Annotated in this window: 12 protein-coding genes; 6 read left to right on the forward strand and 6 right to left on the reverse strand. The window is 60.4% G+C overall.

Annotated elements, in window-relative coordinates; all coding sequences use genetic code 11:
- The first annotated feature begins 25 nt into the window (after nt 1–25).
- Nucleotides 26–457 carry a DUF1622 domain-containing protein gene (locus CS903_RS00280; protein WP_099331556.1) on the forward strand — a complete coding sequence of 144 codons (432 nt, stop codon included), beginning with the start codon at nt 26–28 and terminating at the stop codon, nt 455–457.
- Here CS903_RS00280 and CS903_RS00285 read toward each other — a convergent pair.
- On the reverse strand, nt 454–1,455 hold the full coding sequence (locus tag CS903_RS00285; RefSeq protein WP_099331557.1) for a 4-(cytidine 5'-diphospho)-2-C-methyl-D-erythritol kinase: 1,002 nt from the start codon (nt 1,453–1,455) through the stop codon (nt 454–456). The genes CS903_RS00280 and CS903_RS00285 overlap by 4 nt on opposite strands.
- Nucleotides 1,452–2,324: a 16S rRNA (adenine(1518)-N(6)/adenine(1519)-N(6))-dimethyltransferase RsmA gene (gene rsmA, locus CS903_RS00290; protein ID WP_099331558.1), complete on the reverse strand. Its 873-nt coding sequence runs from the start codon at nt 2,322–2,324 to the stop codon at nt 1,452–1,454. The genes CS903_RS00285 and rsmA overlap by 4 nt, the downstream gene beginning before the upstream one ends.
- 245 nt (nt 2,325–2,569) lie before the next feature.
- Here rsmA and CS903_RS00295 point away from each other — a divergent pair, with 245 nt between their 5' ends.
- From CS903_RS00295 to CS903_RS00315, 5 genes are all read left to right on the forward strand, one after another.
- Nucleotides 2,570–3,742, forward strand: coding sequence for an ROK family transcriptional regulator (locus CS903_RS00295; protein WP_099331559.1), 1,173 nt, complete (start codon nt 2,570–2,572; stop codon nt 3,740–3,742).
- A 12-nt stretch (nt 3,743–3,754) separates the two neighbouring features.
- Nucleotides 3,755–5,134, forward strand: a complete 1,380-nt coding sequence (locus CS903_RS00300) for an extracellular solute-binding protein (protein ID WP_099331560.1) — start codon at nt 3,755–3,757, stop codon at nt 5,132–5,134.
- A 73-nt stretch (nt 5,135–5,207) separates the two neighbouring features.
- Nucleotides 5,208–6,185, forward strand: coding sequence for a carbohydrate ABC transporter permease (locus tag CS903_RS00305; protein ID WP_242491676.1), 978 nt, complete (start codon nt 5,208–5,210; stop codon nt 6,183–6,185).
- The gene (locus CS903_RS00310; protein ID WP_099331561.1) at nt 6,185–7,063 is read left to right on the forward strand and encodes a carbohydrate ABC transporter permease; all 879 of its coding nucleotides are present in this window, start codon (nt 6,185–6,187) and stop codon (nt 7,061–7,063) included. Before CS903_RS00305 ends, CS903_RS00310 begins: the two co-directional genes overlap by 1 nt.
- Nucleotides 7,064–7,211: 148 nt before the next feature.
- Nucleotides 7,212–8,141, forward strand: a complete 930-nt coding sequence (locus CS903_RS00315) for an ROK family protein (protein ID WP_277984862.1) — start codon at nt 7,212–7,214, stop codon at nt 8,139–8,141.
- Here CS903_RS00315 and CS903_RS00320 read toward each other — a convergent pair.
- From CS903_RS00320 to CS903_RS00335, 4 genes are all read right to left on the reverse strand, one after another.
- Nucleotides 8,110–8,961, reverse strand: a complete 852-nt coding sequence (locus CS903_RS00320; protein WP_099331563.1) for a TatD family hydrolase — start codon at nt 8,959–8,961, stop codon at nt 8,110–8,112. The genes CS903_RS00315 and CS903_RS00320 overlap by 32 nt on opposite strands.
- 66 nt (nt 8,962–9,027) lie before the next feature.
- Nucleotides 9,028–10,386, reverse strand: a complete 1,359-nt coding sequence (gene guaA / locus CS903_RS00325) for a glutamine-hydrolyzing GMP synthase (RefSeq protein WP_099331869.1) — start codon at nt 10,384–10,386, stop codon at nt 9,028–9,030.
- A gap of 44 nt (nt 10,387–10,430) precedes the next feature.
- Nucleotides 10,431–12,164, reverse strand: a complete 1,734-nt coding sequence (locus CS903_RS00330) for an ABC transporter ATP-binding protein (protein WP_099331564.1) — start codon at nt 12,162–12,164, stop codon at nt 10,431–10,433.
- Nucleotides 12,145–14,160 (reverse strand): ABC transporter ATP-binding protein, encoded by a 2,016-nt coding sequence (locus CS903_RS00335; protein ID WP_099331565.1) that lies wholly within the window; start codon nt 14,158–14,160, stop codon nt 12,145–12,147. The genes CS903_RS00330 and CS903_RS00335 overlap by 20 nt, the downstream gene beginning before the upstream one ends.
- Nucleotides 14,161–14,437: the final 277 nt, after the last annotated feature.

The raw sequence follows: 14,437 nt of genomic DNA on the forward strand, positions 1-14,437 counted from the left end.
ACTTGAAAGTTGCGATTGGAGAACCATGGAAGCCGTGTACACAGCCATTGCAGAGATGTTTGAGCTGTTAGGAACCCTCACGATGGTTTTGGGTTTCATTTTGGCAGCCATTCTCGCCGTGCGAGCCCTCTACCGCCATGAAGGTGGTTCGAAGGCCTTCAGCACCCTGCGTGTCACCCTCGGGAGCGCCATCCTTCTCGGGCTGGAGATCCTCGTCGCCGCGGACCTGGTCCGAACGATCACATCGAAACCCTCTATTGAAGAGGCAGTCATCCTCGGCCTAATCGTCCTGATTCGAACCATTCTCTCCTGGTCGATTCAGATCGAGATCGAGGGCGTCCTGCCCTGGAAACGCGCCCTCCTCGAGAGTGGTGGAAGCCTGCTGGTGAAGCAGGTCAAGGATGATCACGAGAAGCAGCGCGCCTACTCTGAGAATGCCCTCAACTCAAAGAGTTAGCTCCGACACCAGGCTGGAATATCCTCTTCAAGTCGAGCCCCTTCACTGGGACCCCACATGACGGCCGTTCCGGATACGCCTGGCAGACCCTCTAGTTCGCGGGCGAGTTCCTTCGCCAACTGCCTGCTGTCCGCAAGCGCCACCAGGGTCGGTCCCGATCCGGACATCATCCAGGTAACCCCGGCCCTTTCGAGAAGTCGGGCGGTCTCAGCAAGATCAGGACGCAGCTCGAACGCCGGTGCTTGGAGATCATTGATGAGGGCGGACTTCACCCCGTCTCCGGGAGCCGAGAGGGTCTCTTTCAGCCCCTGATCAATGGACTGCCCGGCCACCACTGAGGGCAGGGACCTGGTGGGTTTTCGCCCGGGTGCCTGATCAAAGCGTTCAAAAACATCGGGCGTGGAGAGCCCCGTGGAGGAGAAGACTGCTACCCACCAGCGGGACTGGGCGGTCGGGACCTGGGAACCGCCACGCAGGAGCTCCATGTGGTCGCCGCGTCCCAGTCCGAGGGCGACCCCGCCCAGGAGGCAGGCTGGGACATCTGCTCCGAGCGTCCTCGCCATCTCCTCTAGTCTCGCGGGTGTCAGATTGGCCCCGCTGAGCCTGTTTCCGGCAACCAGTGCTGCTGCCGCGTCGGCGCTTCCCCCAGCCATCCCTCCGGCGACCGGAAGGGTCTTGTGCACGGTGATCCGCAAACCGGGGGCATCAAGGTCAAAGAGCTTTGCTGCCCTGAGTGCCAGGTGTCGAGAGGTGTCCATCCGGGCAAACCTGGCGGTTCCCTCCTCGTCGAAGAGTGGATTGCCGAACTCCGAACAGGCCCTGTAGAGCAGGGTCTCGACCCCAACTCCGGGGCCCTCAGTCTTCGCGAGCACAACGTACTCTCGAAGACTGATTCCCTCGAAGACCGTTGTCAGCGGGTGGTAACCAGAGCTGTCAAGAGGGCCGGCAAAAAGCGCCAGGTTGATCTTCCCGGGTGCGGAGGCTATCACCCGTTTCATCGGTTCAACCAGACCTTAGCGATACTGAGGAACTGCTCAACCCCCAGGGACTCGGGCCGCGCCTGCGGGTCAACTTCGGCCTGCGCCAGAATCGCAGTCATGTCATCGGGGTTGGAAATGACGGGTTTGAGGGAGGAGCGGATCATCTTGCGCCTCTGCTCAAAGGCCGCATCGATGAGGCGGAATGTTGCCGCCCGGAGCTCCTCACTTCCCCGTGGTACTTCGAATGCCGTGAAACGTACCAGTCCCGAGTCGATATTGGGTCGCGGCCAGAACACATCCGGCCCGATTGTCCCAGCGTGTTCCGAACGTCCGTACCAGGCCAGCTTCACGGTCGGGGCTCCGTAGGTTTTGGAACCTCGCTTTGCGACCAGGCGGTCGGCGACCTCTTTTTGAACCATGACGAGGGCGGAGCGCAGGGTCGGAAGATCACGCAGGAGAGTGAGCAGAATGGGGACGGCAACGTTGTAGGGAAGGTTTGCCACCAGGGCGGAAGGGAGTTCGGGAAGTTCCTCAACCTGAAGCTCGGTGGCATCCCTGTTGATCACGGACAGGCGCCCGGCCCACTCGGGGTCCTTTCGCAACACGGTTCCGGGCAGCGCTTCTGCCAGCGCTCCGTCAAGTTCGACAGCCACAACCCTGACCCCGGCCTCGAGCAATCCGAGCGTCAGTGATCCAAGCCCCGGTCCGACTTCGAGGACACTTTCACCTGGCTGCACCCCGGAGCGGCTCACGATGCGTCGCACCGTTCCCGCATCGTGAACGAAGTTTTGTCCCAGTTTTTTCGTGGGGGTTACTCCATGCTGGGCGGCCAGTTCCCGGATCTCTACCGGGCCGAGCAACCGGGATGAAGAGGGTTGATCAGCCATGTTTCTCGAAACCCCTACCCACTGTCTTTGTCATGGGTTCAGGGTACCGGTTTGGCCCGACTCCACCACATTCCTATGGCTTCATAACATTTAGGTAACTTCCTTTCCGGATTCACAAATTCGGCTTGCAGGCATTTAGTTCGTTTGCTTTACTAATAGTGTTCGCAGGTAACCAGCAACGACAATGCCGTCCCCCTCAGTACTTTTGCAATGCGAGTTCAGAACTATCTGGAAGGAGTTGCCCGGTGACATTTCAGACCCCAACGATGACCGCAGGGCCCTCCGCTTCTGACCGCAAAGCGCTGCCCCACCACGCCCGTGAGCACAACCGGGGTCTTCTGGCACGCACGCTGTACGAGGGCGGACCGCAGAGCAGGGCCGACCTCGCCCGTGCCACCGGACTGGCGAAGGTGACCGTCTCCGACCTAGTTCAGGACCTTCTCCAAACCGGACTCGTCCGTGAACTGGGGACCCGACCCACCCGGGGTCCCGGCAAACCCGGGGTGGTACTAGATCTCGCGCTGGATGCTTTCCTCGTCGCAGCACTCGACCTCTCTGAGCACGACCGGGTTCGCGGTGCCCTCGTTACCATGGACGCCACCGTCGTGGAAGAGATCGTTGTCGGACGTGAGAACGCGATTGGTGAGGACGCTCTGGAGCTGGTTTACTCGACGCTTGAGGCCCTCATTGAACGCGCTGACCGTCCAGTCTTCGGCGTCGGAATCGGCACCCCCGGCCTCATCGGTGACGACGGAGTGATCACCTACGCCCCGAACCTCGGTTGGACGGATGTTCCGCTCCGCTCCCTGGTTGAGGAGCGCCTGGGGATTCCAACCGTGGTGATGAACGATGCCAACCTGGCCCTCCTCGGGGAGCGCCTGTACGGAGAGGGGCAGGACGACCTGCTCCTCATCAAGTTCGGACACGGCCTGGGCGCCGGCCTGATGCTCGGTGGAAACCTGATCCGCGGTTCGCGCCAGGCAGTCGGAGAAATCGGCCATCTCATCTCCCCGAACGACACGTTGCCCGGGCAGCCCTACAGCGCAGATAACGTGCTTGAGCGTTGGCTCGCCGTTCCCGACCTACGCCGCCACCTCGAAGGGGCACCTGATTCTGAAAAGGATGCGATCCTTCGCCAGGCGGGGCGCCGCCTCGGTGAGGTGCTGGCACCAATCGCCGCCATGCTCGACCTCTCAGAAGTCGTGCTGTACGGCCCCGAAGATCTCCTGGCTGGTTCCCTGCCAGAGGAAGCAATGGAAGTCGTGCGGGAATGCACCCTTCCTCAAGCAAGTCAGGATCTCCGGATCCGCCTGTGCGGTCATGACAAGCAGTTGGTTTTGCTCGGTTGTGCCGCCCAGGTTGTGACGACGTTCCTTGGAATCGCCAGAGGAACACAGTTCAGTAGTAAAACACAATGAAAGGAATTTACGATGAATCGTAAGCTCGCCACATTTGGCGCTGCCTTTGCGGTTTCCGCGCTCGCCCTCGCTGGCTGCTCATCAGGCGGAACCACCGATCCAGGCACGGACTCGCAGTCTGAGACCGATTCGGGAGGAGCCACTCAAGAGGGTGCTTCCGGAGACGTCAAGCTCTGGCTGATCGGTGGCGACACCCCAGACGAGCTTCGGACCTGGCTGCAGGATGAGTACGCATCGCGTACCGATGGCACCCTGAAGATCGAAGAGCAGACCTGGGGCGACATCGTCACCAAGCTGACCACTTCGATGCCCGACCCCTCGCAGACCCCGGATGTCACAGAGGTCGGCAACACCCAGTCCCCGACGTTCACCAACGTTGGCGCCTTTATGGAAATCGATGAAGACTTCTACAAGGAACTCGGCGGCGATGACCTGCTCCAGTCATTCGTCAAGGTCGGCGAAGTAAACGGCAAGAAGTACACCCTGCCCTACTACTTCGGTTCACGCTACGCCTTCTATCGCAAGGATATCTGGTCGGCGGCTGGCAAGGACGTCCCCAAGACCCTTGAAGAGTTCAACAGCTCGGTCGTAGAGATCACCGAGGCCAACCCGATGAATATCGAGAACTTCTCGGGCTTCTTCCTGGGTGGTCAGGACTGGCGTAACGGCATCTCCTGGATCTTTGCCAACGGGGGCGAAATCGCCGTCGATGAGGGTGGCACCTGGAAGGGCGCCCTGGATTCGGATGCAACCGTAAAGGGTCTGGAGCAGCTCCAGAACATCTACCAGAACGCCTCAAAGGCACCGAAGGACCAGAAGGACGAAGCTCCCTGGACCTTCATCAACGATGAGGACGTTGAGGCCAGCGATGACGGCGAGAAGCCCATTTCGCTCTCGGCAGCCACCATCATGGCACCGGGTTGGGCCCACTGGTCCATTGGCGACCTCGTCAAGAACGACGCGGGTGACATGGTTCGTGAGTGGAACGACGAGACCTTCGGTGTCTTCGCTCTGCCAGGCGACGACGGCAAGCCCGCCCCTGTCTTCGCAGGTGGCTCCAACATCGGTATCTCGGCTCAGACCCAGAACCCCGAAGGCGCTAAGGAACTCATGCGCATCATCTTCTCGGAAGACTTCCAGAAGATGCTCGGAGCCAACGGTCTCGGCCCGGCCAACCAGAAGTACGTTGACAGCCTCGGCGATGACATCTTCGCTAAGGCTCTGATTGAGTCCGCTTCGAACTCGAAGCTCACCCCTGCAGCACCGGGTTGGGCAGCTGTTGAAGCAGCCGAGATCATGGAAGAGTTCTTCTCGAAGATCAAGGATTCGACCGATCTGAAGGCCCTTGGCGCTGAGTACAACGCCAAGATGGATCCGCTTCTCAACCAGTAGTAGCAACTGACTGGTGAAGGGGGGAGGGTCCAACCCTCCCCCCTTCATACAGGCCCAAGCAGCAGAGGTACTCATGTCAACATCCGAAGCGATGGAAGTTTCCGTCTCAGGAGACGTCGCTCCCCTTCCTATTCCCGAAAAGCCAGCGGCGAAGAAGCGACGCAAGCAGGGATCAATCGCTCCTTACCTTTTGATCCTCCCCGCGATCCTCATCCTTTTGCTGGCGCTGGGATACCCGCTCCTGTGGCAGTTCATCACTTCCATGCAGAAGTTCGGACTGGCTCAGCAGTTTGGAACCGCGGCCCCCGAATGGGTCTGGTTCGACAACTACATCACACTCTTCACCGACCGCTACATGTGGCAGGTCGTGTTCCGTTCCGTCCTGTTCTGCTTCACAGCCGCTCTCTTGACCATGTTCCTGGGCCTTATGATCGCCCTGCTCATGAATGCTGTGAACAAGGGTGTTCTCATCGTGTTGCAGGTTGCCCTGCTCCTGGCATGGGCGATGCCCGTTGTCGCCGCCATGACAATCTGGTCCTGGCTTTTCGACTGGCGCCGCGGCCTGGTTAACTACATTCTTGTCGGACTTGGGTTCGACAACATGGCGGGCCACAACTGGTTGGCAGAGCCCATTACCTTCTATGCGGTAGCGGTCATCATCGTTGTCTGGATGTCGGTCCCCTTCGTGGCTTTCTCTATCTTCGCCGGCCTGACCCAGGTTCCCGAAGAGGTCCTCGAAGCAGCCTCCATGGACGGTGCCACCCGTGCGCAACAGCTCCGCACCATCATCCTTCCGATGATCAAGCCCGTCCTCGGTATCGTCTTCCTCCTCCAGATCATCTGGGATCTCCGGGTCTTCACCCAGATCAAGATGCTGCAGGACCAGGGGTCAATCTCCTCTGAGACGAACCTGCTGGGCACCTACATCTACCAGCTGGGGGTTGGCGGCGGTAACTATGCCATGGCATCCGCAGTTTCAATCTTCGTCCTCCTCCTGACGATCGCCCTCTCCTGGGCCTACGTGCGTAACCTCATGAAGGAGGAAGCATAATGACCACGGCTGTTGCAACAGAGAAAAAGATCAAGGGCGGCAACCGCATCCGTCCGGGCAAGGTTGCACTCGGCTTCGTCGGCGTCATTGTCGCGATCGTCTGGGCCTTCCCGGTCTACTGGATGGTCAACTCGGCAATGCTCCCGAACGTGGTTCTTGAGCGCTCCACCCCCACCTGGGTGCCGTTCGGTGGTTCCTTCAAGAACTTCACCGCGGTTTTCGAGCGGGGAACCTTCACAAGCGCACTGGGTATTTCAGTCGCAGTAGCGATGATCACCGTGTTTTTCTGCCTGATCTTCGCGTTCCTCGCGGCACTCGCAATCAGCCGCTTCCGTTTCCGCGGTCGCAAGTCCTTCATCCTGGCCGTTCTGCTCATTCAGATGCTGCCTGCCGAAGGTCTCTTTATTGCTCAGTACCGCCTCATGGGCACCCTGGGAATGCTCAACTCAATCGTCGGCCTGTCAATCATCTACATCGCCGCTGTCGTTCCCTTCACGGTCTGGATGCTGCGCGGGTTCGTAGCCGGTATCCCCGCCGACCTTGAGGAAGCGGCCATGGTGGATGGTCTGTCCCGCACCCAGGCATTCCTGCGGATTACCTTCCCACTCCTGGCTCCCGGCCTGGTCGCCTCGGGGGTGTACGCCTTCCTCCAGGCATGGAACGAGTTCACCGTTGCCCTGGTCATCATGCAGGACCAGGACATGCAGACACTGCCCCTGTGGCTGCGCTCGTTCGTGCAGCAGTCTTCCTCTCGCGCTATCGACTGGGGAGAGGTGATGGCGGCCTCAACTCTCGTTGCAGTTCCAGTTATCATCTTCTTCATGTTCGTTCAGGGACGCATGACCTCCGGTCTGGTCTCGGGCGCAGTTAAGGGATAATCAAGAGAACGGGGACCGGTCCGCGCCGCGGTAACCGGTCCCCGTTCCATATCCACAGCCTTTTTCCAGTCCTCCCTCACCCTAGGTAGCGCGCGTTCCATGACCCCCCCCACAGTCCTCGACTAACAACCACTTCATTGGCCTTGATATAGGTGGCACCAAGATTCTCGGGGTGCTGGTTGGGGCCGACTCCGAAAACGGCCCGGTAACATTCAGCGAGCTTGCTACCGCAACCCGCCCCTCGCTTCAGGGCAATCAGGGAGTACTTGACTCAGCTCTCAAGGTGATTTCTGCCCTTCTTGATCAGGCTGACCTTCCCATGAACCGCATCGGCGGTATCGGTATTGGCATCCCGGGTGCCGTCAACGCCTCCACCGGTATGGTTTACAACGCCGTCAACCTCGGGCTTGAGCAGCTTGAACTGCGTCGTGAGCTAGAAGACCGACTCGGAGTTCCGGTCACCGTCAACAACGATGTCAAGATTGCCGCGATCGGAGCTGCCCATGACCTCGGCCTCGACGGTTCTGTCGTCTACCTCAACATCGGTACCGGAATGGCTGCCTGCCTGGTCGAGGACGGAGAGATCTTTACCGGATCCACAGGTGTTGCCGGCGAGATCGGCCACCTCCCCGTCGATCCCGGCGGAGATCCTTGCGGCTGCGGCCAGGTCGGCTGCCTTGAGACCATCGCCTCGGGTTCCGCAATAACCCGCCTCTGGCCCTCCGATGCTCCGCACCCCTCAGATGAACTTCTTGCCGAACACCTGGGCGGCAACCCGGAGGCCACGCGTATCTTCCGCAGCTTCGCCTCAGGAATTGCGCAGGCGGTGCGGGCCATCGTCCTCTCCTATGACCCTGAAATGGTCATTCTGGGCGGGGGAATGCGCAAACTGGGGGAACCGCTCTCCGACGAGATCACCTCGACATTCGAAGGGTGGAGCGCCTCCTCCCCCTTCATCGCTTCCCTGAACCTAGGGGCGCGTCTCTCGATTCTGCCCCACGATTCAAACGCGGGAGCAACCGGAGCCGCTCTGATGGCTCATCAAATCACCACTGCCCATAGATCCGGCGAGAGTTAGTCATCAGGATCTGACAGGCCTCTTCAACCGACGCATCCCACAACTCTGCCATAAACCTCACGGTGTACGGCATGGTGTAGGAGGCGTTGGGGTTTCCACGGTAGGGAACGGGGGTCAGATAGGGAGCGTCTGTTTCGACGAGGACGAGCTCACGAGGCATCTCGAGGAAAGCCATTCTGAGTGAGTCATTCGCCGGGTAGGTGAGCATCCCCGAGAAGGAGGCGTACCAACCATTTTCCGCTAGCTCGCGTGCCATGGCGGCGTCGCCTGAGTAGCTGTGGAAGACAACCGCCTGGCCGGGCCAGGCGTCCTCCTTCAACACCCTGATGCAGTCTGCGTGCGCCTCTCGGTCGTGGACCTGGACAGGGAGTCCGTGGACAGCAGCAATCTCAAGGTGGGCCGAGAATGACTCACGTTGGGCTTCACGGCCCGGGCCCGCCGTACGGAAGTAATCCAATCCGGTTTCTCCCACCGCAACCACCGCGGGATCCGACACCAGTTGGGACAGCCGACCCAAGGCGTCGATGAGGGGAATGTGGTGTTCTTCAGTCTCGTGGGTGTAGCCGTCAGGAGACTTGTCAACGAAACCGGCATGGAGAGCTGCCTCATTGGGGTGAATCGCGAGGGCCACTCGGACCTGCGGATAGGTGGCCGCGAGTCCCAGAGTGGGCTCCCAGTCAAGAATCTCGCAACCCACGCTAATCAGAGAGGTCACGTTGACCTGTTCCGCTCGCGTCAGTTGCTCTTCCAGCGGCAACCGCACTCCGTCGACCCTGGGGATCTCGCCCTCGTGAACTGGAAGATGGGTGTGGTTGTCCATCACCTGTAACGGAAGACGCTCCCCCGCCGGGGGCCAACTGCGGGACTTCTTAGCCAAGTTACGCCCCTACTCCCACTCGATGGTGGCCGGTGGCTTCGGGGTGATATCCAGGACCACGCGGTTCACACCGGGAACCTCGGCTGTGATTCGGTCTGAGATCTCCGAGAGAATATCGAAGGGAATGCGGACCCAGTCGGCGGTCATCCCATCGGTAGACATAATGGGGCGCAGCACAATGGGATGTCCGTAGGTACGCTCCCCATCAAAGACACCAACCGAGCGAACATCCGCAAGTAGCACCACCGGGCACTGCCAGATGTGTTCATCCATTCCCGACTCAGTCAGTTCCTCGCGGACGATGTAGTCAGCGGCACGAAGTGTGTCGAGGCGTTCCTTATCCAACGTTCCCACCACGCGGACGCCAAGTCCGGGCCCCGGGAAGGGCTGGCGTGACACGATCGACTCAGGTACGCCCAGAACCCGTCCGAGGTCGCGTACCTCGTCCTTGAAGAGGGTGCGGAGTGGTTCGACAAGCTCGAACTGCACGTCATCCGGCAGCCCGCCCACATTGTGGTGGCTCTTGATGTTATTGACGCCCTCGCCAACGCCGGACTCAATCACATCCGGATAGATGGTGCCCTGGGCAAGGAACCGGTACTCGTGTTCGGAGCCGTGCGCCGCGGCCTCCAAATCTCGCTGGGCGTCCTCGAAAACCCGAATAAACTCTTCGCCAATGATCTTGCGCTTACGTTCGGGCTCTGCCACACCCCTGAGCTTCTCGAGGAAGCGCTCCTCAGCATCGATGGTGACCAGGTTGATCCCAAGTGCAGCTGCGAACTCTTCTTCCACCTGTTCGCGCTCCCCCTGTCGCAGCAGCCCATGATCGACAAAGACGCACGTCAGCTGGTCTCCGACAGCCTCGTTGATCAGAGCCGCCACCACCGAGGAGTCGACGCCACCTGAGAGGCCGAGAATGACCCTGTCCTGGCCCACCTGCTCGCGAACCTCGGCGATAAGCTGCGCTGCAATCGCCTCGGCAGTCCAGGTGGCTTCAATCTCAGCATCCTCGAACAGAACCCGCTCGAGGGCGGCGCGGTCAAACTCTTCCACGGGGACCTCGCGGCGTTCCCCTGAGGTAATGGTCGTAACCACCTCGTCATCGGCACCGACGAGGACCACGGGGAACTCAGCGGCAAGGGCGGAGAGGTCAAACAAGCCCGGCTCCTCGGCGGTTGGTTCAAGGACGGAGAGGTCACCTGCAAATATCAGCGCAGCGGGCTTCCTACCCAGCAGCTCTGCGGTTGTGATGTTACGGGGAACCACTTCTGAGTACACTTCGGCATCACGCACACGCCGCGCCAGAGTCTGGGCGTAGGAGGAGCCAAAATCGACGACAAGGACCGTGGGGTGTTCGTTGGTGCTCACATACGCAATTCTAACCCCACGGTCCCTACCAGTGATATTTCGGACTAGCTCTTCTGCCAGGAGGCCCACAGGGAGGCGTACTCTCCCCCGCGATCCACCAGCTCCTCGTGGCTGCCCAACTCAGCCAGGTTGCCGTCGATCATCACCGCGACACGGTCGGCGTCCTGCGCCGTGTAGAGGCGGTGGGCGATCGCCACAACGGTGCGGCCGTCAAGGACGCGTCCGAGCGAGCGTTCCAATGAACGGGCGGCCGTCGGGTCCATCAGTGAGGTCGCCTCATCGAGTACCAGAGTGTGCGGGTCCATGAGGACAATTCGAGCCAGAGCCAGCTGCTGGGCCCGCCCCGGGGAGAGCGGATAACCGGCCACCCCCACCCTGGTCTCAAGCCCATCCTCAAGATCTTCAACCCACGTCATCGCCCCGACTGCAGCCAGCGCCTGACGCATTTCCTCATCGCTTGCATCCGCCTTGGCTAGACGCATGTTGTCCGCCAGGGTCCCAACGAAGACGTGGTGCTCCTGACTGACGAGGACGACCTGCTTCTGCAGTTCTTCCTCATCAAGCTTCACCAGGTCAACGCCACCGACGGTGACCCTGCCGGAGGTCGGCGGATGAATCCCGGCCAACATGCGGCCAAATGTCGATTTTCCCGCCCCGGAAGGACCCACTATGGCCAGCGTCTCCCCGGGTACTAGGTTGAGGTCCACCCCGTGAAGGACATTGCGTCCTTCCGTGTAGGCGTAGGTGACGTCCGTTGCCTCCATGTGGCTGTTAGGGGGCTTCTCCCCAGTGGGGACACGATCGGGTTCAACAAGTTTGACCCCGAAAATTCTTCCCAGCGATGCCTGCGCAAACTGCATTTCATCCACCCAGAACGTAAAGTTCCAGATCGGACCGCGCAGCTGGTAGGCATACATTGCCACCGAGGCGATCTGTCCGGCGGTGACCAGTCCGAGGGGCATGAACCATGCCCCCAGAAGGACGACCAGAACGATCGGCAGTGTCACGAAGAAGACCAAGCCAACCATCAGGTAGACACGCTGCCAAGCCGTGTAGCGCTCCAGGCGCCACGCCTCTCGAATCGCCTCATCAATTCGGCGGTTGCGCAGTGGTTCGAGGCCGAGGGCATCAACCGTCTCAGCATTGTCGATCGTCTCAACGATTGCCCCCGACATTCTTGCCCAGGCACTGGCCTGCGCCTTGTAGGCGGGGATGGTTCGGGGCAGGTACCACCGAACCACGAAGTAGGTGGGGATGATGGCGGCCAACAGCGCGACCGACAGCAGTGGAGACTTCCACACGGAGGCGACAATCGTGACCACAATCGCCATCACCAGTACCAGAATCGCGGAGACGCCCTGGCGCACCATGAACTGAACCTTCTCAATATCCCTGGTGGTGCGCCCCAGAAGGTCACCCGTTCCGGCCTCTTCAACCGTAGAGAGCGGAAGCGTGGTGACCGTCTCCACCAGTTCTTCACGCATCTCAGCAAAGATTGTCTCGCCGAAAACCCGGGCGTGATATTCGGCGTAGAAACCTGTGATGGCGCCGATCAAAACCAGCAGGACTGAGATCGCCACCATGGTTCCGACGTACTGGGAGGTCGTTCCCGCCCGGATGTTATCGATGATGTCACCGAGGATCCAGGGAAGCCCAACCGCCGCGGTGGCAGCCGTAATCTGCAGGAACAGGATCAGGATGAATGCGCCCCTGCGCCGGCGAATGAGCTTTGAGAGCTCACGAATGATCTGCCTGGTGTTAGCCACGGGAAGTTTCATCTGTCTCACCTGCCTCTCTGTCAACAATGGTGCGGTAAAGCAGTGCCCCGGGATCGCCTGCCGCAGCGGCGGCCTTAAGCTCACCGTGGGTGCCGCGGGCGCACTCCAGACCGTCTTCGTCGAGGACCACGACCTCGTCGCACTTTTCGAGCCAGAGCGGAGACGCACTGATAACAACGGTGGTCTTCCCTGCTCTTTCGTCACGAATGCCGGCCGAAATGCGCTCTTCCGTGTGTGAGTCGACAGCCGAGGTCGGTTCCACAGCCACCAGAATCGGGGCGTCGGCATAGATGGCACGTGCTAGGGCAACGCGTTGACGCTGCCCTCCGCTAAGGTTCCGGCCCCGCTCAGCAAGCCATCCGGCCATACCCCCGGACATGGAATCAAGGACGTCCCCCGCGTCGGCGACCCGCATCGACTCCCCCAGGCGAGGATCATCGGGAACCCGGTCCGGACGGAACAGGGTACCTTCCTTACGGGCGGCCTCCTCAAGGTGCTCGCGGTAAACCAGTTCGGTCACGCCGCGTTCATCGGGATCCCGTGCCACGACTCCGCGAAGTCCGGCGTGCAAGGTGCCGCGGAACAGCTGCGCGTCGTCCTCGGAAAGAAGGATGCCTTTCCGAACTGTCGTCAGGGGGAGCCTGCGCAGATCTGTTTCGCCGATGCGAACCTCGGCCTCGTCACTCACTCGGGCAAGGCGCTTAGCAAGCGCGGCTGAGAGGCTGGGAGATGGTGCCACCACCGCGGTGAGGACACCGGGTTGAATGGTCACTCCACTCGTGAGGTCGACCAGGGGCAGGGAGCCAAAGTTTATCTCGCCCATCTCAAGTAGTCCGGCATCATCCGTGAGTAACTCTTCGTTTGTCGGGGGTTCCACCGCGGAGAACTCCGTGAGTTTTTTGGCCCCCACCCAGGCGCGACTTCCCAGGTAGGCAGCCTGCCCCGCCACCGCAAATGGGGTCGAGAGAAACGCGGTCATGCCCGCGAAGGCCACCAGCTCTCCGACGCTGATAACTCCCTGGAAGGTCAGGAAGGCCCCGAGACCTGTCACTACTGCAATGAAGAGCTGAGGAACTGAAGTTCGAGTTATCGTCAGGGCGGCCTGGTTGCGCGCCACCTTGATACCGGCCGCCTTGACCCGCTGCGACTGCTCCCGATACTGGATGTTGTAGTAGGTCTCTCCACCCACTCCACGCAGAACCCGCAGCCCCATCACGGCATCGGTGGAGATAGTGGTGAGCTTGCCCTGCTCCTCGCGCATGTGCGCGAACTTCTTCTGCATCGGTTTGACCAGTAGTGCGATGGAGATGAGGGCGATCGGCAAGCCGATGACGACCACCGTGCCAAGAAGCGGCGACATATTGTACATAACGATGGTGACCACGATGATCGCCAACACGGAGGAAACGACCTCGGCGACAAACATCACCGCGGCACCGACCATGTCGGAGTCATTGATTATTCCCGTGACAACGTCACCCGCCGGTTTGTCCTGCTTGGCGGCGCGACCAGCGCGTGAAATGCGGTGTGCTACCGACCGAGCCGGGCCAAAACAGCCGTTGAGGAAGGTGGCAATTTCACCCATCTGGTTGGCCCCGTCACCCAGGGACATAACCAGGATCAAGCCGGTGAAAAGGCCCAACCAAGCCCATGTCGGTCCGGAGAGACCATTGTTGATCGCGGAATCGATCGAAGTTCCGAGGACGGCGGGAAGCAGCGCCCCAATCACCGTTCCGATACTCAAGGCGACTGTCTGCACCGCGATGGGACCGCGGCAGGCCTTCATCACCGAAAGGAGGTAGCCCCTCTGGGTGGTGCCGTAGAAAAGCGGGGTTCCCCGGGGGGCCTGAAGCATCTTGGGCCAGTGCCGAGGGGTGGTTCCGAGCGGAGGCAGAGTGACCTTGCTTTCCTTTGCACGGTCGTGGAGGAACTGAACGGCCGGGGAATCTTCTCCGTGGCGGGCACGACTACTGCGTGCTGAACTTTGCTTACTCAAGATATGCCTCTAATTGAAAGCTGTGCCTAATGGTCTTAGTTGACGTGCATATATGCCCTCGTAGGCCCGCATGGCAGGGCAAAAACCGAGGTGATACGTCTGTCCTGAACGCCCCTGTCGAATGCGACGGGCGGCGCGGACTACTGGAAGTTTTGAGACATGCTGACAAGATTACGCATGCCCCGGGGCGCCTGACAAATTTCGTCTGCGGGATACGATAGGAGGGCAAATACCTCACCTACAGGTAAGTCTCTTTGGTCGCTCCATTTTCAGTTCG

The organism is Actinomyces minihominis (assembly GCF_900187855.1).
In the GTDB taxonomy this organism is placed as follows: Bacteria; Actinomycetota; Actinomycetes; order Actinomycetales; family Actinomycetaceae; genus Scrofimicrobium; species Scrofimicrobium minihominis.